This window comes from Nocardiopsis listeri, from assembly GCF_020741345.1.
GTDB classification, from domain to species: Bacteria; Actinomycetota; Actinomycetes; order Streptosporangiales; family Streptosporangiaceae; genus Nocardiopsis; species Nocardiopsis listeri_A.
On record NZ_DYZD01000053.1, the window covers coordinates 36,061 to 56,721 of the forward strand.

The following is a 20,661-nucleotide window of genomic DNA, read 5'->3' on the forward strand; positions in this document are numbered from 1 at the left end:
CCTCCTGGTCAGCTTTGTTTTGTCGAGGACGGGTACGGCAGCAAGGCCATCTCGCGGGCGTTCTTGACCGCCGCGGCGATCAGGCGCTGTTGGCGTGCGGTCACACGGGTGACCCGGCGGCTGCGGATCTTGCCCTTCTCCGAGATGAACCTGCGGAGAAGGGCGGTGTCCTTGTAGTCGACCCGGTCGGCCTCTCCCAGCGGGTTGGCGAAACCGCGTTTGCGGGGTGGCTTGACGGTGCGTCGGTGGTCGGTGGGCATGGTCACCTCTTTGAGAACTCGGCGAAGGGATCGTTCTGGAAGTCCTGGTCGGCTTCGGCGTCGGTGACCAGGCATGACTCCAACAGGGACAACAGGCGTCCTCTGTCCATACCGATCCCGGTGAAGGACAGGTGCTGGCGGCGGTCGCCCACCACCGGGTCCCAGTCCAGGAGGGCGGAGGAACGTCGGGCAGGTGAGACCAGGTCCATGGCGGCGTCGGGGAGCGCGGCCATCCAGGGGCCACCGTTCTCCACCATGAGCAGGTCCTGGTGGGAGTCCCACACCAGGAGGGTGTCGGGCTGACCGGCCAGCCAGAACCTGCCCCTGCCTCGCAGACTCAAGGAGACGATCTCCTCCAACGCGTCGGAGAGTCGATCGGGGTGCAGTGGCCGGGTCCTGGACCAGGTCACCGAACTCACGCCCTGTTCCTCGGCGTGATCGGTGTACTGGGCCCAGGCCGGGTTGATCCGGGTGTGGGTCGACTCGGGGTCGAAGCGTCCGCAGAGGAACCCCTGGAGGTCCGAGCCCGAACGGACGATCGCGGCCGCGGGATTGAGCTGTTGGAGCAGGGTCTGCGCATGACGGTCGGACCCCGCGCCGTGCAGGACGATCACGTTCGGGTACTCCACCTGCCGATTGAGGACTTCGGCCACCGTGCGGGAGTCGTCCTGGGCGATGTGGAGTTCGCGGTCGCTCAGATCGTGGTCGCTGCCCAGGTCCGCGGTCAGGTGGGCGATGTCGACGGCGGTGGCGACGGTGGCGAGGTGCAGCCTCTCCTGCGCGGCGATGTTCTCGGAGATCAGTCGGGGCTCCACTCCGTCCCAGGACTCCACGACGCACAGGTCGTGTCGGTCGGCGTCCGCGGTGCGCAGGAGGAAGGGGATGAGGTCCTCGCGCAGGGTGCAGGAGGCACAGGCGTGGTCGAGGTTCACCTGCTCGCTCTCAGCGGGGCCCGTGCAGTCGCGCACCACACGGTGTACCGCTCCGTCACCGATGTCCTCCAAGTCGTGGTGCACGGCGATGGAACGTGGAACGGTGGCCAGCAGCTCGTTCACGGCCTGACGTCGCGCAGTCGCGTGCAGCCCGGTGACCAGGGCGATGCGCATCGGATGCTCCTCTCCGAGGTGCCTTCTCTAGAATGGAAATGAAAATCGTTTCCATACTCTACACAGCCTCGGGAGTGCTCGGTGTGGCCGCCCGGGGGTGGTGTGATTCGGGCGAATCGAGCTCGGGCATGTTACGGTACTGATAATCATTTTCACCTACTCGAGTCGTGTCCCCCAGGAGTCCTCCTCGTGTACGTAGGGCGATGCCGACACCGAGTCGGCCCCTTGCCCCTGGTGATCCCACACCGGGCGGTCGACTGACATGGTCAACACACCCAAGTACGACGAAGCCGTGCTCAGGGTCCTGGACCGTAGTTCCCGCTTTCGCAGCTGTCGGGAGATCCTCAAGGACCTGGATCGGTCGAACTCCTCAGCCACGGGTCCGCCGAGTCTGTCCACCATCTACCGCACGGTCCACCGGATGTCCCAGGAAGGTGTGCTGGACACGATCCAGTCGCCCGAAGGAGAGCGTCTGTACCGGCGGTGTGGAACACCTGTCCGCCACTACCACCTCTTCTGCCGCGTCTGTGGGGAGGTGGAGGAGGTCGCACAGGTCGCCGAAATCGCAGCGGTCGTGGAGAAGATCCGGAACCTGAGCGATTTCGACCAGGTCGACCACACCTTCGAACTGACCGGTGTCTGTCCGCGTTGCCTGTGACACCGCGTCGCAGCCCTGCTCGGGGCGGGCCCGGAGGCGGTACGGAACACTCGCGAAAGGAATCCCGTGACCACTTGTCCTGACAGACCGGATGAACCGGAAAGGCCCGAGAAGGGAGTGGCGCTGGTCACCGGTGCCGCCGGAGGTATAGGCGCCGCCGTCGTTCGGCGTATGGAGGCACAGGGATACGCCGTCGCCGCGGTCGACCGTCGCGAGCACTCCTCACGACGACTGGTGGCCGAACTCGAACACGAAGGACACCGGGCGATCCACTACGGCGCGGACGTCAGTGACGGGGACATGGTGGAGCGGGTGGTCTCCAAGGTGGAGAGGGGCCTCGGCGGGATCACCGCCGTGGTCAACGTCGCCGGGGTCCTGCACCACGGAACGACCTCGAAGTTCCCGGCCGAGCAGTGGCACGAACTCTTCGCGGTCAACGCCCTGGGAGTCTTCGACATCTGCCGCGCGGTCTCCTCCCGGATGGCCTCCCGAGGGCACGGCAGTATCGTCACCGTCGGATCCGACGCCGTCGCGTTCCTCGGCTCGCCCGGTGCGTAGGCCTGCCCGCGGAGACCGAACACGCGTTCCCGGGTCGACTCTCCGGCGGTCAGCGTCGGCGTGTGGCGATCGCCCGCGCCCTGGCCGCGCGTCCGCGGGTCCTGTTGGCAGACGAGGTGTCCTCGGCCCTGGACGCCGCGAGCGCGCGTAAGGTCCTGGACCTCCTGGACACCCTGCGTGCGGAGGAGGGCCTGGCCGTCGTCGTGGTCACGCACGATCAGGACGTCGCCGACCGTGCGGACCGCGTCCTCAGCCTGGACTCGGAGCGCCGGACACTCCTGCCCGTCTCACCTCGAACGTGACCAAGGCTACGGGCGTGCAGGGGCGACCTCCTCAGTCCATACGAGGCGGGGCGTCGACGTCGAAGGCCCGGGCGGCCTACTCCCGGTCCGGGACAGGGAGGACGGTTCCATGATGTGAAATGGAACCCTTGCTTATGGTTGGTGGTATTCACAGATCTTCGTGTATGGTGTGCGTGTCTTCGGGTTGGTTCAGAGTTCCGGAGACCTTCTCCCGCTGCGCGCCGAACCGCCCGGTTCGGTGTTCACACCCCACGGCCTTGTCGCCACCACACAGACCCGGAGCCCACCATGACCCAGCCCCAGCAGCCGTTCCAGCCCCAGCCGCCGAAGCAGGGCATGTCCACCGGCAGGAAGTTCGGCCTGGGTTGCGGGGCGTTCCTGCTCCTGCTCTTGCTGATGGGCGGCTGCGTGGCCGCTCTCTCGTCGGGCGTCGACGGCTCCGGTTCCTCACAGGAGACCTCCGAGCAGACCGAGGAAACGGTCGAAGCGGAGGTCGAGGAGGCAGCCGAGGAGCCTCAGGAGGACGAGCCCGTCGTGCTGACCGCAGAGGTCGCCGACTTCGTGCCGAGCATCCTGCACGACGGCGGCGACTACACCAGCGTGCACGTCACCGTCGAGAACAACGGTGACGATGCCATCGAGGTCAACCCGTTGTACTTCGCGATCGTCGCCGACGACGGCACCAAGAAGGACACGACCAGCGCCCTGGGCATGTCCGAGTCCCAGATCGACACCGTGACGCTCAACCCCGGGCAGCGTGCCGAGGGCGTGGTCACCGCCGAGGGCGCCTTCACCCCGGCCTCCGTCGAGTTCGAGGAGGCCCTTGGCCTGGGCGTGACCATCACCGCCGACGTCGGCTGAGCGCCACCTCGCCCCTGAAGCAAGACAAGGGCCCGCCCCCCCGGAAAGGAGGTCGGGCCCTCGTCGGCGTCGATCTACCGCCGAGTCGTGCGATCGGTGGTGAGCTCCACGGCCAGGTCGACGGCCTGGTCGGCCAGTTCCGCGCCCAGTTCCTGCAGCTCCCGTAGCGCCCGACGGAACCGTTCGACCCTGCGGAAACGCTCACCGTGGGAACGCTGCTCCTGGATGGACAGCACGGGCAGGCGGAACCGTTGCGGTTCCAGTCGCAGGGACCCGCGCACGCTGCTGCTCACCCGGGCGATGTGTCCGCGCTCGGCCTCGCTGCTGACGAAACCCGCCAGGAACCAGGGGTCCACGGCCGCGGGGTTGGTGCTCACCACGTACAGCCCGCCGTGGAGGTGGGCCCCGGCGTCCTCGGAGGTGATCACCCGGGCCAGGGGCCGTTCGGTGACCACGGGGATGACCACATCGCCCTCCCGCAACGGGGGATTGCGCATGGGATCGGCGTCGACGAGTTCGGTCCGGGTCGCCGGCGTCCCGCGCACCACGTCCTGCGGCGTCAGCACCCGCGCCTGGACCTGTGGGCCCCCCTCCTCCTCGGGGCGACGGGCACGGTGACGTCTGATGGTGACCGAACCGGCCTTGGCCAGTTCGCCCAGGGTGACGACCGGGGTGGGCGCGGCCTCGGGCAGGGTTTCGGGAACCTCCGGGAGCAGAGACCGCAAAGACCGCAGTGATCGCTCCATCTCGACGCGACGCCGGGAGAACAGGTCGAGGTCTCGGGCACTCGAACGGGGCGGGGGCAGGTGGCGACGAGGGGTGAGGTCGACCTCCTCGTCGAGCAGCTCCACCGGTGCCACGGCCCGTGCCGTTCCCGGGACCTCCCCGAAACTCTCCGGGGAGTCGTGGAAGTCCCCCCAGAGCCCGCGGATCCGGTCGATCACGTCCTCGGGGAGTTGAATCTCCTCGGGGTCGGTCGGCTCGGTGTCCACCAACAACAAAGGGGTGGGCGCCGTCGTCTCGTCGGTTCGGCGCAGCACCCACAGCTGCAGCGGAACGGCGTAGTGCGCGGCGAAACCGGAGGGCAGCGACACCACCGCCCGGAACGCGCCGGACCTCAACAGCGAACGGCGGATCCGCCGTCCGGAAGGACGTTGGGCCGCGGCCGGGGGCATCAACAGTACGGCGGTGCCACCCGGCCGCAGCTGGGACAACGAGTGCTGAACCCAGGCCAGGTCGGATTCCAGGCGAGGTGGTAGCCCGTGCACCCACCGCGTGTCCTCGACCAGGTCCTCCAGGCCCCAGTTGCGTTCACCGAACGGGGGAGCGGTGACCACCGAGTCGGCCGGACCCGAGGTGAACGCCGGTTCGCGCAGGGCATCGCCGACCCGAAGCTCGACCCGTTCGTCCAGAGAGTCGGCGAAGGCCAGACGCAGCGCGGTCAGCCACAGTGTCGCCCGGTCACGGTCCTGGCCGCGCAATGGCGCGTGCCCGGCTCGGGCCCCGGCCACCAGGACCTCGCCCCCGCCACAGGCGGGGTCGGTCAGGGCACCGCCGCCGGAGAGGTGGACCATCAGGTCGGCCAGGTCCGGTGGGAGATTGTGCGATCCGGCGGGGGAGCGTTGCTCAGCCCTTCGGCTCATGCGTTCCATCACCGGAGCGGGGCCGCTCTCGGCGACTGCGCGCACGGTCGTCTCCACCAGGGCGGGGAGCAGAGTGTCGGGGACCGGGACGGGCCGGTGGTCGGCCAGGCAGACCGAACCGGAGGCCCGCAACCGGGTCTCGAAACCGTCCAGGGCCGTGGCCACCAAAGCGGCCGGGTCCTCGGAAGAAGCGTCGGGATGGTCGCGCAGGTGCAGGGCCAGCGCGCCGACCAGTCCGAGGAGGTCCTCCACGGGAGCGGATCCGCGCAGGGAGTCCATCACCTGCCACAGCCGCTGGTCGGGGTCGATGCTCGGCACACTGCGGTGGGTGGACAGCCACTCCTCGACCTCCGCCAGGTCGAAGCGGGGGCTGCGATCGGTTCCTCCGACGGGGGTGGGGAAATCGTCGTGGCGTCGACGCCAGTTACTGACCGCTGTCGGTTTGACCCCGGCGATACGGGCGATGTCGGCGGAGCTCACCTCCACGTTGTCCATGATCCCAACCCTTCCTGGCCGACGGTCGGACCGACTATACACATGTGCTCCGGTCTCGACCCGGACACGACCATACGTGAGTGGTTGGGTCGCTTCACAGGTCAGATTCGGTGTCAGGGCCGCGAGACAGCACCCCGCCAGAGTCGAAGGGTGATGTTCGGGTGCCGGAAGCGGACATCCCGCGTGTTTCGTTCCACCGGTCAGGTTGGGTATCACCCGGGGGGATGGACATGGACTACGCCCACGTGTACGCGCTCCCGATCCCTCAACCGCGCCCTGCCCCCGACGACGGTCCGCCGCCGCGGTGGTTGCCGCCACCTCCACCGCGCCGCCCGGGCGACAGCGGAGCCTGACCCCTCCGACCGAACCGCCCGACCCGATCCCCCTCGATCGGGCCGGGCGGTGTTCCCGGCACGTCAGAATGGAAGGCATGGCCCAGCAGCGATCCCGCCGTTCACGGCGTTCCACCTCCCCGCGACCCCTGCCCACCGAGGCGCCCTGCCCATGCGGCCGGGATGAGCGATACGGCGCCTGTTGTGGTCGCCTGCACGCGGGTACGGTCCGCGCGGCCACCGCGGAGGACCTCATGCGTTCGCGCTACAGCGCCTTCGTCGTGGGCGACGAGGACTACCTCCTGCGCTCTTGGGACCCCACCACCCGGCCCCGGAACGTGGGGTCGGACCCCGACACCCGGTGGACGGGGCTGGAGATCCTGCGAACGAGTGAGGGGACCCCCTTCCACGCGGAGGGCACCGTCGAGTTCCGTGCCCACTACCGGGAGGACGGTCGAGACGGCGAGCTGCGTGAGCACAGCCGTTTCCGCCGACACGAGGGTGCATGGGTCTACCTGGACGCCCTCGCCGACTGACCTCCCACGCGCGGGGGCCGGCACCCCACGAGGCCGTCGACCTGCACGATGTGTAAGAAATCGGGTGCGCACGGTAGGAAGAGCGGGGCACGGTACCCTCAACGCTTCGGAGCCCCCGATGACCGAATCACCGCAGGGCGCAACGCCGCCCATGATCCGGCGGCAGCAGACCGTCCAGGAGATCGCCCGCGGCCTGGTCGATATCATGCCCGCGGACTGGCAGAACGTCATATACCTGACGCGTCAGGTGGGCGGCTTCACCTACGAGGACCTCGTCGCGGTGAGCACCGACGGCACGGTACGCGAGTTCGTCCCACCCGAGCCGGTCCGGGCGTCGGCCACGGAACTGAAGGACCTGGGCGAAAAGCCGGGAGCGGGCACCTGGCTCGAAGCGCGGATCTCGGTGGAGGTCTCCGGACGCTTCCGGATCGAGTACGAGTACGACGAGGTGGCGTTGCCCAACGGGCTCGCGCCTTTGGCCTACGCCCAGGAGATGCGCCGCTACCCCCGCACCCAGGAGCAGACCCCCGGCTGGATGCGAGCTCACCTGGAACAAGCGCGGACGTTCGACCTGGGCCCGGTCCACGCCGATTTCGCCACCGTCCTGATCCGGGCCTTCCAGGAGGAGGGCCTACAGATCGAGTACCTGCCGCCCACCAGCGTGCGCCTCCTCCTCCCCGGGCACGGACCCTTCGCACCCGGCGACATGGTGGAGACCTTCGAACGGGCCGTGGTCGCGACCACGGATCGGTGGCCCCGCATCGCGGCGGGCATGGCTCGACTCACCGCGGAGAACGCCCGCGGACAGGGGCTGATGGCGGTGCCCGACGACGCCGCCATGGCCGCGCTCCGCCGGGCCTTCGCCGGGCACGGGACCCGGATCGCCTTCCACGGCACCGACACACTGCTCGTCCCTTTGCCGAGCGGGCGTAACGCGACCACGGACATCACCGGGTTCCGTGCCGCCATGGAAGGTCACCTGCCCGAACACATCGCCTACCACGCGGACGTGCTCGCCCGGGAGATGAACGAACAGATCGCCCGCGCGGTGGCCGAGGGGAGGGCCTGATCCCCTCACCGCTCCGTGGGCCGCCCGAACGCTCGGATCCGATCGGCCAGTTCCCAGGACCGGGCGGCGGCTTCGGGAACGGGGTGGTGACGGGCCAACGCCTCCAGCACCGCCAGGGCGTCAGGGTGCGCCCCGAGCACGACCGGATCGGCGTCCACCAACAACAACCGGTGCACGTCGGGGCTGTCCTCGGCGGTCAGAAAGGAGGTCAGACCCGAACCGTCGGGGGACATCGCGGCGGCCACCATGTCGATCACCACCCACGGTCCGTACTCGGCCAACAGCCGATCGATGCCGCGCTGGTCCAGCATGCCGGAGGAGAGCAGCACCATCGCGGACAGGCAGGCCTCGGTGCTGTGCGGTGAGGTCAACAGGGCGCGCAGCCGCGGTTCGAGTTCGGAACTGGTGGTGTTGAGCACCTGGGCGGCCACCCAACGGCGCAGGGCCAGACCGGGCCCCCGCACCACCTCGGTGATCTGTCGCAGGGCCTCTTGCGGTCCACGCCGGTCCAACCACTGCGCGGCCTCCGGTGAGCGTTCCTCGAAGGGCAGCACGGCCAGGGCGTCCAGGAACCGGGAGGCGCACGCCTCGGCGAGGGTGTCCACGATGGGGGCGTGGATCCCCACCTCCAGGAGTAACCGTCGCACCCCGTGGCGGCCCAGCGCGGTGAGCTCCACGGTGCACCGATCCACGCTCTTATCCTCGGGAGCGTGGTCCAGGGCCACCGCCCCGGTGTCGGAGAGCTGCCACAACACGTTCAGGAGCAGATCGGTGGTGTGGGGCGTCTCGGCGGATGCGGTGCGAGGGACCGGTCCGGACAAGGCCTCCAGCGCCAGGGTGTCCAGATCGGGCCGGTGCCCGTCGGGGGCCTCGTACAGGAACCGCAACACCTCCGGAAGCAGGTCCGGGCCGGTGGTGCCGGGCACGGGATCGTGAGGACGGGACAGGTCTCCGCGTGCGTGCGCGATGGTGTGTTCGAACTCGTGGAACCACCACTCCAAGACCTGTTCGGGGTCGCGCACCCGACGTTCCAGGTCGGGGTCGGGGCGGGCCAGGGAATCGTCTATGCGGACCAGCCCCAGACGCAACGCGGCGGACCAGGGCACCACGAAGTGGGCGACATCGGCGACCGAATGCAGGGCGCCGAGCCAGCTCACCCGTTGGTCCAGGTGACCCGGAAGGTCGTGCGGCCACAGAGAGAAACGGGAGATCGCCGCCCGGGCGTCATCGATGCCGGGGACCCCACCGGAGGTGACCGGGATCGAAGGGGCGCTCCAGCGGGCGAGACTCAGGGCGTCGCACAGCAAAGGGGAGTCCAACGCCACGCGGGCCAGGACGTCGGTCGGTGGTAGCGACACGGGCCTGGCCGACAGGGAAGGTCGTCCCGGCCGTGACGGTTCGTGAGAGGGCATGTCCGGCCCCGTTTCCAGCATCGGGTGTGAGTGTGAGCGAGGGTGACCCCTTACTACCGTTCCACGCCGGTCCGGTGGGGTGGTTTCCCACAGATCGGTACGAAGCCGGGAGCCGGGGTACCCGTGACCGGGCCGTCCACAGGCCGGGAAATCACCGGTGCGCGTGGGGGCGGCGAACCCTAAGGTTGAGACCATGGACCGACTCGCCGCGTTGGACGCCCACCTTCGCACCATGCCGCCGGAACGGGTCGCGGACATCCTGTCCACCATCCCCGACGGGGCCGTCCGCTACCGGACGGCCACCCCCGACACCCTGCTCGACCTGATCATGATCCTGGCCTTTCGGCCCACGGTCTTCGAACGTCTGCCCCTGCCCCACCACCAGCTCCTGCGCGCGGTGGTCGCGGTCGCCGAGAACGCCCAAGAGCTGCTTCCGGGCGGGCCGGAGGGCGGATGGCCGCGCAGACGTCGATCCCTCGCCCAGGACCCCTTCCTGCTGGGGCCGGTCGATCACGAGGCCCTGCTGGCCAAGGTGGGCGCCGACCGCCCCGGGCCGGCCAGGATGCGTGCGGAGGAATACGTGTCCGACCTCCTGGCCCTGGCGGTCCTGTGGCCGGACGGCGACGGCGGCTACCACCTACCCGACGACGCCGGGTACCAATTCGGCATGCGAGGCTTCCCCTGGTCGGTCGAGGAGGCCCTGGACGGATACGGCCTGGCGACCTTGCGTCGGATGGCCTTGGCGTTGGGGCTCGACCCCACCGGGGACCGGTGGGAACTGAGGAAGACGTTGCAGGGTGCGCTCACCGACGAACGAAAGGTGGTGTCCCTGGTACGCGGTGCGCCGCACGGGGTGGGGCACCGGATCCTGCAGATGACCTTCTTCTCCGAGCAGGTGGAGATCACCTCGACCCACCTGGCGAGGGGCGTGGACCTACCGGTGGACGGAACGGGCGACGACGAACGGGACTGGCTGCTGGAGCACGGGCTGCTGTTGCCGACCGGGTACGAGACCGACGACGCCCGCATCTTCGAGGTCGCGCGCGAAGTGGCCCTGACGATCCGGCGCTTCTTCCCACACCGGTTCGATCCGGCCCCGCAACAGGTCACGGGACCCCCGGTCGAGGGGATGCCGCCGGGACGTGGACCCGGTGCGGTGGAGGAGATCTCCCGGGAGGCGCTCACCTTCCTGGCGGGGGCGGACACCCGACTGGTGGCCACGCTCACCGAACACCCCGGGAGGCTGCGTCGTGACGGTCGCCTCGCGGTGCCGTCGCGACGCAGGCTCACCAAGGCGGCGGGCGGCAACGAGGACCTGGCCAGGACCTGGCTGGAGGTGGGAGCGCGGACCGGGCTGTTGATCGCCGAGAACGGTCACATCACCCTCTCCGACCAGGCCGGAGCATGGTCGGCCGCCGCTCCGGAGATGCGCCTGGTGGCGCTCCTGGAGGGCTGGGCCCGTCGCGCGGAGGACGGCCTGTGGTGGCCCACCGACGACGAACCCGTGGCCTCCGGGGCCGTGGAAGAGGGCGCCGACGCCCGCAGCAGATGGGCCGTGGTGTGCGCGCTGACGCACGTGCCGAGCGGAATCACCCTGTGCATCGACGGCGCGCGGGCCACACGGGAACTGGCCGAGGAGAACAAGAAGGCCACGGGAACCGAGTGGCTGCTCTCCGCCGCCCACTGGTACCAGCCGTTGACCGCCGTGGACCCCGAACATGAGTTTCGGGTGCTGCGCGCCTTCCGTGAGGCCGAGCTCCTGGGAGTGGTGTGCGCCGGCGCCGCCAGCCGTGTGGGACGCGCGCTCTCCCAACGGATCCGCTCCGCCCCACGGATCGAGGACGAGCCGGGGGAGGGGGTCCTGGCGGCGGTTCGGGAGACCCTCGGCCTGGGAACGCCGGACCCGGGAGAAAGCTGGGGCGGAGCCCTGGACCTGGTCGGTCCGGAACACGCCCGCCACCGAGAACTGACCCGGTGGGCACGGGAACTGTTCGGGCGGCCCTGGATCCCCTGACCCCGCGCTCGGGCCCGGTACCGGTCACCGGCGACATCGGTCGAGTCTTGGGTCAGGGCGGGTGCGGGGCGCGGGCCCGAGCGGCCCTGGCCCGTGCCGCCACCTCCGGGTCGGGATGGTGACTGCCCAGAATCCGCAGGACCTCACGGGTATCGGGGTGCTCCGGATCCCAGAGCCGGTCGACGTCGTCGAACAAGTGCCGGTCGATACCCTCGGCGGCCTCCGATACCAGGAAGGACCGCATCCCGGACTCGCCCAGGGCGGTGGCCGCGGCGAACACGTCGATGGCGGTCCAGTGCCCGAACCGGGCGCTCAACGACTCGCGCTCCTGCTGCGGGAGCATGTGCGAGGACAACAACACCACCGACGCCAGACCCGCCACCGTGGGATCGGGTTCGGCCAACAACCGACGCAGGCGCTGACCGATACGTGAACTGATCAGGCCCAGGACCAAAGCCGCGTTCCAACGACGCAGAGCCCTGCCCGGCCCGGCACAGACCGCGATGATCTCCCTCAGGGTCTCCTCGGGCGCGCGGGCGTCCGACCACGAGGTGAGTCCGATGAGCTGACCGTCGGGGGAGAACGTGGCCAACGCGTCCAGGAAGGCGCCCGCGTCGAGCCGAACGAACTCATCGAGCAGAGGAGCCCGTCGGCCACGCGACAGCAGGATCTGCCGTATCCCGTACCGGCCCAGGTCGCTGAGTTCCACCCAGAGCGGGTCGGTCCGGTGGTCGCGGGGAACGTCCTTGGGCGCCCTGGGAGCGCTGTGTCCGACCTCGACGGCGCCGGAGTCGCACAGTTCCCAAGCTCCGCGAGCGAGCCTGCCGGTGCTGTGTCCCGGGCAGGCCGTCGGCAGGTGGCTCTCCTCCTGGGCGGTCACGACCTCCTGGGTCAGCATGCGCAGTGGGACACGAGCCCCGTCGGGGGACTCGTACAGCCGGCTCAGGGCGGTGTCCGGTGAGATGCCGGCGACCTCCCGCAGCGAACGCTCCACGCACTCGCCGAAACCGAGCATCCACCAACGCAGGACCTCTTCGGGGGAGCGCACCCGGCGGTCCAGATCCCGGGCGGGCCGTGCCTGGCCCGTTTCGCACTGGACCAACCCCAGCCTCAGGGCTGCGCGCCAGGAGCGGATGAAACGGTGAGCCTGTTCCGGGGAGCCGATCCGCCGCAGCCACTCGTCACGGCGGTGCGGGTCCCGGCACAGGTGGTGGGGCCAGAGCCCGAACCTGCGGATCGCCTCGCGGGTGTCGTCCAACCCCGGCAGGCCGTCCGCGTCGACGTGGGTGATGGGGCCGCACCAGCGGGCCAGATCCAGGGCGTCGCCCAACAGCGGGGTCGCCAAGGCGGACCGGGCCAGTTCCCGGGACGGTCGCAGGGACACCGGTCGGGCGGCGAAGCGATGGTGGGCCGACGCGTCCGAGTGGTGCGATGACATTCCTGCCCCCGAGTCCTGGTGTCTCGAACTCCCTTTCTCTCCCTTGTACAGCGACTCGACATGTCCGTGTGGTGGTTTCGCCGACATCGTGGCGACGAAACCGAGAGAAACGGGGTTTCGGGCATGGTGCGTCGGGCTCTACGCCGTGTCCCCTTGGAACAGGCGGCCGATGATCGACCTTCGGGCGCCTCACGTCGGGGCCCGCGCGGGCCACCTCCGGAGACGAACCCACGGGGCGGATCAGCGCAGGTACGAGGCCCCGTTCAGGTCCAGGACGGTGCCCGAGGCCCACTCCGCCTCGGGGGAGGCCAGGAAAAGCACGGCCGCGGCGACCTCCTCAGGGGCGGCCACCCGACCGAAGGGGCTCTGCGCGCGCACCTGGTCGGTGACCCGGTGCGCCACCCGTTCGGTCGCGACGAAGCCCGGCGCGACGGACGCCACCCCGATCCCGTGCGGAGCCAGTGCCACGGCCAGGGACTGGCCCATCGAGTGCAGGGCGGCCTTGCTCGCACCGTAGGCCGGGTGTTCCGGTTCCCCCTTGAACGCGCCCCGCGACCCGATGTTGACGATGCGTCCGCGCACCCCCTGGTCGATCATGTGCCGGGCGGCCCGGTGAGCGACGTGGGCCGCCCCCAAAACGTTGACGTCCAGGGTCTGGCGCCACACCTTCACCCACTCCTCGAAGGGGGTGTCGGCGATCGGGTGGGGCAGGTTCACGGCCGCGTTGTTGACCAGGACGTCCAGCCCACCGAGCCGTTCCAGAGCGGTCTCGACCAGTTCGGCCGCGGCGGTCGGCTGGCTCAGGTCGGCTCCGACCAGCAGGTGCCCGTCGCCGGGCAGCGCGCGGAGGGTCTCCTCGGCCTCCTCCCGACTGGAGCCATAGTGCACGGCGACCCGGTCGCCCGCTTCGGCGAAGGCGATGGCGATCGCGCGGCCGATGCCCCGCGCGGCACCGGTGACCAGGACGTGACGACTCATGAACGGACCCTTCGACGAAGACGACGGAGCACCGAGGCTACCCACCTCGAAAGAGCGACGGTTCCGAAACCGAAGCCGGGAAACCAAGTCGCGGGGTGCGGCGGGTGCACTGCTCGAAGCCCCGTTCTCGTAGGTGATCCCGCCTGCAACGCCGCGGTTACCGGACAGTAGACTCGCGCCGCGATCACAATGGCTGATCCCATCTTCCGGGGAGGCGACAAGGTGAACGGCGACGCATGCACGAGTGGAACGTTCGACCACCGGCGCCCGACCCCAAAATCGCCGAGCACCACCCCCAACACCTCCCCGAACCTCCGACCGCCGATGGGCACCCCACCCACGGCGCCGTCCCCTTGGACCGACGGCTCGGGCACGCACGACACGATCACCCCCGCCCGGAGCACCGAGGTCGACCGGTGACACCCGATCGGGCGGGCGCCTCTCAGCGCCGCACACCCCGAGACACCGAGCACATTCGGCAGGGCCCGCGGCCGATCACGCAAGAGGCCCCGCCCCGACGACCCACGGAATCTCCGCGCACGCTCGGCCGTCACCGTCGAAGAACGAAAGCGAGAACCCCCATGACAGACCCCCATCGGCCAGGCACCTTCGCCTATGACGACGACCTTCCCCGGCTGCCGCTGCCGGCGCTCCGTGACAGTGCGCAGAGGTTCCTGCGCTGGTGCGAACCCTTGCTGGACAGCGCGCAGTTCACCGCCACAGAGACCGCGGTGGAGGAGTTCCTGAGGCCGGAGAGCCCTGCCTGGGCACTGCAGTCCGAGCTGGAACGCGTCGACGCGAGCGAGGACTCACAGTCCTGGCTGGACGACTACTGGCCGAGCCAGTACCTCGGTGCCCGGGGGCGGGTGGCACTGGACGTGAACTACTTCTTCCTGCTCGCCGACCGTGAAGGCGACCAGTGCGAACGCGCGGCGGACCTGCTGGCCGCCGCCGTGGACTTCAAACGGCGCGTCGACGCCGAAGAGGTACCCCCGGAGGCGCCGCGCGGGCGACCCCAATCGATGGAACAGCTCAAACGCCTCTTCGGCACGACCCGGATCCCCGGCGAGACGATGGACACCGTTCGCACCCCCTACAGCCCTGAACACCCCGGGCCCTCGCGGGCAAGGCACATCGTCGTGTTCTCCCGCGGGCACGTGTTCGCCTTCGACGTGCTCGACCCCGATGACCGTCCCTACACCCCCGACGAGCTGACCGCCGGGTTGCGTGAGCTGCTCGCGGCCGTCTCCGAACAGGCCGCCCCCGGCCGGTCGGTCGGTCACCTGACCACCAAGGGGCGGACCGAGTGGGCGCGAAGCAGGCGCGCCCTGCTCGAAATCGACCCCGCCAACTCCGCGGCGCTGGACACCGTGGAGACCGCGCTGCTGTGCCTGACCCTGGAGGCGGACACCCCCGCCGACGACCGGGCGGCGGCCGAGCGTCTCCTGCACGGAGACAGCGCGAACCGCTGGTTCGACAAGGTCCTCGGCTTCGTCGTCTTCCCCGACGGCAGAGCCGGTCTCAACTGCGAGCACAGCACACTGGACGGCACCACGGCCGCCTCCTTCCTCAACGCGGTCGACGCCTTCTCGGCGCCTGCGCGTACCGGCACCGAAAGCGCTCGTGTGCCCGCGTTCGCGCCGGTGGAGTTCGTCCTCGACGAGGCCCTGCGCACCGACATCCGCGAGTCCGGTGAGGCCTTCGCCGACTACGCGGCCCAGGGCGTCAACGCCACGTTCAGCAGCCGCGAGTTCAACAGCGAACGCGCCAAGGCACTCGGTGTCTCGCCCGACGCCTTCATCCAACTGGCCTTCCAGCTCGCCCACAAACGCGCCAAGGGACGATTGGGCGCCACCTACGAGTCGATCTCCAGCCGGCAGTACCACTACGGCCGCACCGAGACGATGCGTGTGATCACCCCCGAGTCGGTCGCCTTCGTCGAGGCGATGGAGGACCCGGGTACGGCCGCGGACGCCCGAGAGGCCGCCGCGCGAGCCGCCGCCCGGGAACACGCGGCACGGGCCAAGGGCTGCCAGGTCGGTGAAGGGCCCGAGCGGCACCTGTGGACCCTCGAACTCATCCGTAGGGACCGTGGCGCCGAGCTCGGAGCCGAGACGCCGATGGCCCTGTACGACAGCCCGGGCTGGCGGATCATGCGCTCGGACCACCTGTCCACCAGTTCGGTGCCCTGCCGGCCGGTGCACCTGTGGGGATTCGGCTCGACCGGCCCCGACTGCATCGGCATCGGGTACATCCTGTTGCCGGATCGGATCGACCTCCACCTGCACGCCCCGCGAAGCCTGGCCGATGTACAGGAGCGCTTCGTTCAAGAGCTGAGTGGTGCCTTCGAGGAACTGGCGGATCTGTTGGCCGACGCGTCGACCATGAGCACAGCCCGCGGCTGACCCTTCGCCCCGTGGTATTCGCCGTCCGGTGTCCCGGAGCGTGGGCTTCGGGGCACCGAACGGCGGGACGTGCACCCACCCCGGCCCCGACCGGAACGCCGGTGGGGCAGGGGTGGGGCGGCAGCGCGTGCGCCGCACAGAGACGGCCCTACCCGTTGTAGAACACGGGTGTGCGGCGGGCGGCGCGAGCCGGACGCGGCCCCAACGCGCCCAGGGCGATCGCACTGAGCACGCTGTCGGCGGCCGGATGCCCCGACCCCCACATCAACTTCGTGACGGTCTCCGGATCGCGCCAGAGCTCGCGGTCCTCCGGCAACGGCAGTCCCGAATCCACCCGTACGGCATAGGTGTCGAGCACCGCCATCACCAACTGCGCGCTCCGGACCCGCCCGGTACGACACCGGGCGTGGGCCACCCAACCGCCCAGGACCGGGTGATCACGGTAGGTGTCCAGTACCTCGTCGGCCTCGGACCCCACCCCGCGAAGCACCCGGAAGGCGCGCACACGCAACCGCCAGTCCGCGGGGTCGGTACAGGCGGCCAACAGCGACCTGGCCGCCTCTCGCGCACCACGCTCGGCGACCCACTCCGCCCCCATCGTTTCGACGTCGACCGACCGTGAGCCCCAAAGGAGCAGCAACAGTGCCCGCGCCGAGAGATCGCAGACCCGCGGATGCTCCGACAACGGTTCGTCCCGCTCGTGTCGACGACGGGCCATACCGTGGTCACCCAAACGGGTGATGCGCACCCGGCCGTTCGGGAGGGGCTCCACCGCCCCCGAACGAATCAGGGAGTGCACCGCCGCAGGGACGCCTTCGGTGTCGTCGAGTTCGTGCGCCAACTCCTCCAGGGACCGACCGCGTCCGCAGGTGAAGAGGACCTCCAGAACGCGAAGAGCCGGATCGGGGCCCGCCAGCACCGGAAGGGCCCGTGACCAGGCCCGCACGAGGCGCTCATCGTCATACCAGATCCCCATGGCGTCCTCGGGCAGGACATCGGAGGCGCTGGTGTACAGGAACCCGGCACGCAGCGCAGCTTCGAACACCTGGGGGATCTCCTTGGGGGGCAGACCCAGATCGGCGGCGGCCCGACTCCGGTCCTCGGCGCGGAACCGCTCGGGCCCGCCTCCGCGGGCCAGGGGCACCGCCGAACCCACCCACGAGGTCAACCGCAGGGCGTCGATCAGACCCGGGCACCCCCGCGCCTGAAGAGCCGCCTGACCCACCGGTACCAGACGGATGGTCAGTGGACCCTCATCGCGGGTCTGCGGACGCCAACGAAGGTCCACTTCCTCAGCGGAGGAGGACATGGTCTCCCCGACGGACGCGCCGAAGTTCTCCCCCTGCTGATCAAACCTTCCACGAGGGCTTCCGTCCATCGCTGCGGGGGCGGTGCCCACGGTGACCTCCTCGAGCGGTTCGCGGTGATGTCGACCGATCACCTGGCCGGATGCCCGATCGACCTTGGAGCGATCACCGGTCGGCCGCCACATCGCCCTCGGCGTGCGGCCGCCACCCTCACCACGCAACGGGACGCCCATTCCACAACGGGGCCGGCCGGTGTACGGGGCCTTGGCCTCGTCGTGCTGTCGGCACATGTCGCTCATCGCGGTGCGCGGGGTCCTGGTCTTGGGCGGCGGCTCTTCGGGGACGCCGTGCCTCGGAACCCGTACGGGGCCCTTCGGGCCTGGAGGGGTGAGGGTGGGACGAGGGCGAAGGAACTCGTTCAGAGTGCGCAACCCCTCTTCGACGGCGAGGGAGATCAGATACGGGACGGTGCCTCGGAGCAGACGGAAACGGACGGGTTCGACGATGGTCATGGCGCCCCACGGGAATCAGGTGTCGAGATGGCCGTGACTCCATCGTCGGTGAAGGCGAAGAAATCTGCAGAAGGCCTGTGGATAACCCTGTTTTCCCAGGTCGGATGAGTGAAGGAAACGTGGAGGCGAGGGCAGGAGCCATTCTGCTTGAATACCGGGATGATGATTCGTACCGCACTGTCCACCGAGCACGACGTGATCGGGGAACTGAGGGTTCGGTCCTACCTGGGGCAGGGCCTGCTGGACGCCGGCCCTTCCTACGCCGAAACCCTGCGTGAACTGGGGTGGGACGCCCCGGACGAGGTCATGGCGGCCGTGGACGGCGACACCGTACTGGGCACGGTCGTGTACGTGCCGTGGGGACCGCGCTGCGAGGTGGCGCGAGGGCCGCGGGAGGCCGAGATCCGGGCCTTCGCCGTCGCTCCCGAGGCCCAACGCCGCGGAGTCGGCTCCACCCTGGTCAAGGCCGTGATCGAACGCGCCGAACGTGACGGGCTCGATCGCCTGGTGTTGTCCACCCAGCAGATCATGAGCGGTGCCCGGCGGCTGTACGAGGCTCACGGGTTCACCCGGTTGCCGGAGCGCGACTGGTCACCCGTCCCCGGGGTGGACCTCCTCGTCTACTCCCGGAACCTGAGGGATCGAGCGATCTGAGCCCCGACGAGTACGCCGAACCGGACGTCACCGCCCTGGTGGCGGAACTACGGGCCGGGGAGGTCTCACTCGCGGAGGTGGAGCCGGCGGCCAGGGAGGTCTTGGCCCGGGCCCACACCGAACTCAACGCCCTGCCCCGGCCGTTGTTCGAACAGGCGCTGTCCCACGACTTCGACCGACCCCAACCGGAGTGTCTGCCGAAAATCAGGAGGTCATGGCCCGTTTTCGCAAGGCGGGTCTGCTGGCGCCGGGGCAGAGCACCGCACCGGAACCGGGGTGAGCTTCGCTGCCGAGTCGGTGACTTACGGGCACGCCCGCAACCCATGGGACCTGGGGCGTGGGGTCGGTGGATCCGGTGGTGGAGCGTAGCGGGGCTCTCCACGTCCTCCGGCGGGTCAGTGACTCGACTCCGACTCCCAGTGCGGACTCGACTCCATGTAGGGCTGATCTTCGGTTTCGAAGGGGAACCCGTACCCATCGTCGGCTCCGTAGGAAGACGCGTCCTCATCGGCGAAGTCGAAGCAGGACTCGTCCTCGAACCGGTCCACGCCGGCTCTGGCGAAGGGCGACGGTGAGGGATCACAAGATTGCGAGGAGTCGACCCGCCGCACGGCATCGGCCAAGAGCGAGTCCTGGCCTGCGCACTCCAGAACGGTGCCGCCCCGAGGGCGCTCGGTCACGCGACGAACGAAGTCCTCGGGATCCTCCGGCGCCAATCCGGCGGCGAGAAGCCCACGGGCGGCCTCGGACGGTTCCCGGCCCGCCAACCACTGATCCAGCAGGGGCTCGATGTCGATCGGTCGAGCCGTCGCCGCCAGCTCCAGGAGTTCGGTGGGGCTCAGCCCCGGGGCCGGTGGGGTGCCGGGCACCTCGACCCCGCAGGCCCTCAGTCGGCGGGCCACACAGTGGTCGCCCAGACCCGTGATCAGGTACCGACCGTCACCTGTCGGCACGACCGCTCCCAGTTCGGTCAGGACCTCCAACACCCGGGGCAGACACGACTTCGGGTTCGGTTCGGCGCACACGTGGACCAGATCGTCCAAAGACAGGGCCCTTCCGGTGAGGAAGAGTTCGCCGAGCACCAGGAAGGGTGTGGCCCCGGGCCGGGCGGTCATGGTGGACAGGGCATCGGCCCAGGCGTCGGCGACCGCGCCCGGGGTCTCTTCGACCCATGCGTGCGCCGCCGGCCCGGGGCGGGCGTGCAGGTAATCGGTGCGCACCAGCCCTGCGGCACGGGCGACGGTGAACAGGAACGGGATCTCGTCGGAGCGAACGTCCAGGGCCCGGGCCGCCTCGGCGGTGTCGTTCTCACCGAGAGCGTCGTGTTCGGTGTAGGGACGGAGCAGCACCTGGGGATCCATCCACGCGGACAGCCGTGCGGCCAGGTGCAGGGTGGGACAAGCTCCGGCGCGGATGTCCAGGTCGGCCACGGGTGTGGGCAGGTGGGGGCGCGGAGGTTCGGGGCTCTCGGTCTCCCCGTACCCCAGGCGTTCCAGGAGAGGAACGGCGATCTCCGGTGGTGCCTCGGAGTCCGGTGGCGCGTGATCCGGTCGGGTCAGGTCCACGTTCTCGATCGCCGCGCGCAGCCGGCGCGGGGTCTCCATCGATATCAGGCGTGCGTCGGTGACCAGGTGGTCGCACCAGCTGAGCCAGGTCTCGCGGAACAGTTCGGGCAACCGGTCACGGTGACGGACCAGGGCGGCCACCTCGTGGACGTCGTCCACGGTCCAGTCGCCGGGATCGGTGGCGCCCACGTCCTGATGGGCGCTGAGCAGGAGCACCAGTGCCTCGATGTGCAGGGTGGGGGGTTCCTCGACGGTTTGCGCCCAGTCGAGGCAGGCGGAGATGGCGGGGAGAAGGCGCTCAGTCATCAAATCTTCACCCAAAGTGACGGTGGTGGCCGAAACGGCATCAGACTAGCCGCACGTGGGGGTCTCGCACGGAGAAACGCGGAAACCGGCCCCGCTCCGTGCGCCCGGCGTGCCTGTTCGGACGGCCGCCCCGGTTCACGGGAAGCGGTTCGCCATTCCTCGGGGTTGTGGACCGTCATAACGAAGGCGGGTGAAAACCCTGAAAAGGGAGACGAAAGATCCTGGTTCGGGACGTGAGTACGAAAGGGAT

The 20,661-nt window shown here is 69.7% G+C and carries 17 protein-coding genes and 1 pseudogene; 10 read left to right on the forward strand and 8 right to left on the reverse strand.

What is annotated here, in order from left to right:
- Positions 1-8: 8 nt before the first annotated feature.
- Positions 9-260 (reverse strand): 30S ribosomal protein S18, encoded by a 252-nt coding sequence (gene rpsR, locus K8V84_RS03160; RefSeq protein ID WP_304070105.1) that lies wholly within the window; start codon positions 258-260, stop codon positions 9-11.
- Positions 261-262: 2 nt separating this feature from the next.
- Positions 263-1,366 (reverse strand): GTP-binding protein, encoded by a 1,104-nt coding sequence (locus K8V84_RS03165; RefSeq protein WP_304070108.1) that lies wholly within the window; start codon positions 1,364-1,366, stop codon positions 263-265.
- 262 nt (positions 1,367-1,628) lie between these two features.
- Here K8V84_RS03165 and K8V84_RS03170 point away from each other — a divergent pair, with 262 nt between their 5' ends.
- The 5 genes and pseudogenes from K8V84_RS03170 to K8V84_RS03190 all read left to right on the forward strand — a co-directional run bounded on the left by K8V84_RS03170 (position 1,629) and on the right by K8V84_RS03190 (position 3,745).
- Positions 1,629-2,024, forward strand: a complete 396-nt coding sequence (locus tag K8V84_RS03170) for a Fur family transcriptional regulator (RefSeq protein WP_304070110.1) — start codon at positions 1,629-1,631, stop codon at positions 2,022-2,024.
- A 66-nt stretch (positions 2,025-2,090) separates the two neighbouring features.
- Entirely contained in the window at positions 2,091-2,582 is a 492-nt protein-coding gene (locus K8V84_RS03175) for an SDR family NAD(P)-dependent oxidoreductase (protein ID WP_304070113.1), read from the forward strand.
- 2 nt (positions 2,583-2,584) lie between these two features.
- Positions 2,585-2,638: pseudogene (locus K8V84_RS03180) on the forward strand (hypothetical protein); the annotation flags it as partial.
- A 6-nt stretch (positions 2,639-2,644) separates the two neighbouring features.
- On the forward strand, positions 2,645-2,884 hold the full coding sequence (locus K8V84_RS03185) for a hypothetical protein (RefSeq protein ID WP_304070206.1): 240 nt from the start codon (positions 2,645-2,647) through the stop codon (positions 2,882-2,884).
- Between the two features lie 288 nt (positions 2,885-3,172).
- The gene (locus K8V84_RS03190) at positions 3,173-3,745 is read left to right on the forward strand and encodes a DUF4352 domain-containing protein (protein WP_304070115.1); all 573 of its coding nucleotides are present in this window, start codon (positions 3,173-3,175) and stop codon (positions 3,743-3,745) included.
- A gap of 74 nt (positions 3,746-3,819) precedes the next feature.
- Here the strand turns inward: K8V84_RS03190 and K8V84_RS03195 are convergent, their stop codons facing one another.
- The gene (locus tag K8V84_RS03195) at positions 3,820-5,883 is read right to left on the reverse strand and encodes an N-6 DNA methylase (protein WP_304070118.1); all 2,064 of its coding nucleotides are present in this window, start codon (positions 5,881-5,883) and stop codon (positions 3,820-3,822) included.
- Positions 5,884-6,313: 430 nt separating this feature from the next.
- On the opposite strand from K8V84_RS03195, the gene K8V84_RS03200 reads away from it, so the two are divergent.
- Positions 6,314-6,751, forward strand: a complete 438-nt coding sequence (locus K8V84_RS03200) for a YchJ family protein (RefSeq protein ID WP_304070120.1) — start codon at positions 6,314-6,316, stop codon at positions 6,749-6,751.
- Between the two features lie 118 nt (positions 6,752-6,869).
- Positions 6,870-7,820 (forward strand): hypothetical protein, encoded by a 951-nt coding sequence (locus K8V84_RS03205; protein WP_304070123.1) that lies wholly within the window; start codon positions 6,870-6,872, stop codon positions 7,818-7,820.
- A gap of 5 nt (positions 7,821-7,825) precedes the next feature.
- On the opposite strand, the gene K8V84_RS03210 is transcribed toward K8V84_RS03205, so the two are convergent.
- Positions 7,826-9,178 carry a hypothetical protein gene (locus tag K8V84_RS03210; RefSeq protein ID WP_304070125.1) on the reverse strand — a complete coding sequence of 451 codons (1,353 nt, stop codon included), beginning with the start codon at positions 9,176-9,178 and terminating at the stop codon, positions 7,826-7,828.
- 247 nt (positions 9,179-9,425) lie between these two features.
- Between K8V84_RS03210 and K8V84_RS03215 the strand changes: the two genes are divergently transcribed.
- On the forward strand, positions 9,426-11,246 hold the full coding sequence (locus K8V84_RS03215) for a hypothetical protein (protein WP_304070128.1): 1,821 nt from the start codon (positions 9,426-9,428) through the stop codon (positions 11,244-11,246).
- Between the two features lie 52 nt (positions 11,247-11,298).
- Here K8V84_RS03215 and K8V84_RS03220 read toward each other — a convergent pair whose 3' ends face one another.
- On the reverse strand, positions 11,299-12,684 hold the full coding sequence (locus K8V84_RS03220) for a hypothetical protein (RefSeq protein ID WP_304070130.1): 1,386 nt from the start codon (positions 12,682-12,684) through the stop codon (positions 11,299-11,301).
- A 240-nt stretch (positions 12,685-12,924) separates the two neighbouring features.
- Entirely contained in the window at positions 12,925-13,662 is a 738-nt protein-coding gene (locus K8V84_RS03225) for an SDR family oxidoreductase (RefSeq protein ID WP_304070133.1), read from the reverse strand.
- Between the two features lie 581 nt (positions 13,663-14,243).
- On the opposite strand from K8V84_RS03225, the gene K8V84_RS03230 reads away from it, so the two are divergent.
- Positions 14,244-16,067 (forward strand): choline/carnitine O-acyltransferase, encoded by a 1,824-nt coding sequence (locus K8V84_RS03230; RefSeq protein WP_304070136.1) that lies wholly within the window; start codon positions 14,244-14,246, stop codon positions 16,065-16,067.
- 148 nt (positions 16,068-16,215) lie between these two features.
- Here K8V84_RS03230 and K8V84_RS03235 read toward each other — a convergent pair whose 3' ends face one another.
- Positions 16,216-17,886, reverse strand: a complete 1,671-nt coding sequence (locus K8V84_RS03235; RefSeq protein ID WP_304070139.1) for a hypothetical protein — start codon at positions 17,884-17,886, stop codon at positions 16,216-16,218.
- Between the two features lie 159 nt (positions 17,887-18,045).
- On the opposite strand from K8V84_RS03235, the gene K8V84_RS03240 reads away from it, so the two are divergent.
- Positions 18,046-18,540 (forward strand): GNAT family N-acetyltransferase, encoded by a 495-nt coding sequence (locus tag K8V84_RS03240; RefSeq protein ID WP_304070141.1) that lies wholly within the window; start codon positions 18,046-18,048, stop codon positions 18,538-18,540.
- A 395-nt stretch (positions 18,541-18,935) separates the two neighbouring features.
- Here K8V84_RS03240 and K8V84_RS03245 read toward each other — a convergent pair whose 3' ends face one another.
- Complete coding sequence (locus K8V84_RS03245; RefSeq protein WP_304070144.1) at positions 18,936-20,411, reverse strand: hypothetical protein; 1,476 nt, start codon at positions 20,409-20,411, stop codon at positions 18,936-18,938.
- Positions 20,412-20,661 lie beyond the last annotated feature (250 nt).

Bases quoted from the DNA above. Each gene is read 5' to 3' on its own strand.
- K8V84_RS03240 (WP_304070141.1), top strand. From the start codon at position 18,046: ATGATGATTCGTACCGCACTGTCCACCGAGCACGACGTGATCGGGGAA.
- K8V84_RS03230 (WP_304070136.1), top strand. From the start codon at position 14,244: ATGACAGACCCCCATCGGCCAGGCACCTTCGCCTATGACGACGACCTT.
- K8V84_RS03245 (WP_304070144.1), bottom strand. From the start codon at position 20,411: ATGACTGAGCGCCTTCTCCCCGCCATCTCCGCCTGCCTCGACTGGGCG.
- K8V84_RS03235 (WP_304070139.1), bottom strand. From the start codon at position 17,886: ATGACCATCGTCGAACCCGTCCGTTTCCGTCTGCTCCGAGGCACCGTC.
- K8V84_RS03170 (WP_304070110.1), top strand. From the start codon at position 1,629: ATGGTCAACACACCCAAGTACGACGAAGCCGTGCTCAGGGTCCTGGAC.
- K8V84_RS03190 (WP_304070115.1), top strand. From the start codon at position 3,173: ATGACCCAGCCCCAGCAGCCGTTCCAGCCCCAGCCGCCGAAGCAGGGC.
- rpsR (WP_304070105.1), bottom strand. From the start codon at position 260: ATGCCCACCGACCACCGACGCACCGTCAAGCCACCCCGCAAACGCGGT.
- K8V84_RS03165 (WP_304070108.1), bottom strand. From the start codon at position 1,366: ATGCGCATCGCCCTGGTCACCGGGCTGCACGCGACTGCGCGACGTCAG.
- K8V84_RS03220 (WP_304070130.1), bottom strand. From the start codon at position 12,684: ATGTCATCGCACCACTCGGACGCGTCGGCCCACCATCGCTTCGCCGCC.
- K8V84_RS03215 (WP_304070128.1), top strand. From the start codon at position 9,426: ATGGACCGACTCGCCGCGTTGGACGCCCACCTTCGCACCATGCCGCCG.
- K8V84_RS03195 (WP_304070118.1), bottom strand. From the start codon at position 5,883: ATGGACAACGTGGAGGTGAGCTCCGCCGACATCGCCCGTATCGCCGGG.
- K8V84_RS03225 (WP_304070133.1), bottom strand. From the start codon at position 13,662: ATGAGTCGTCACGTCCTGGTCACCGGTGCCGCGCGGGGCATCGGCCGC.
- K8V84_RS03205 (WP_304070123.1), top strand. From the start codon at position 6,870: ATGACCGAATCACCGCAGGGCGCAACGCCGCCCATGATCCGGCGGCAG.
- K8V84_RS03200 (WP_304070120.1), top strand. From the start codon at position 6,314: ATGGCCCAGCAGCGATCCCGCCGTTCACGGCGTTCCACCTCCCCGCGA.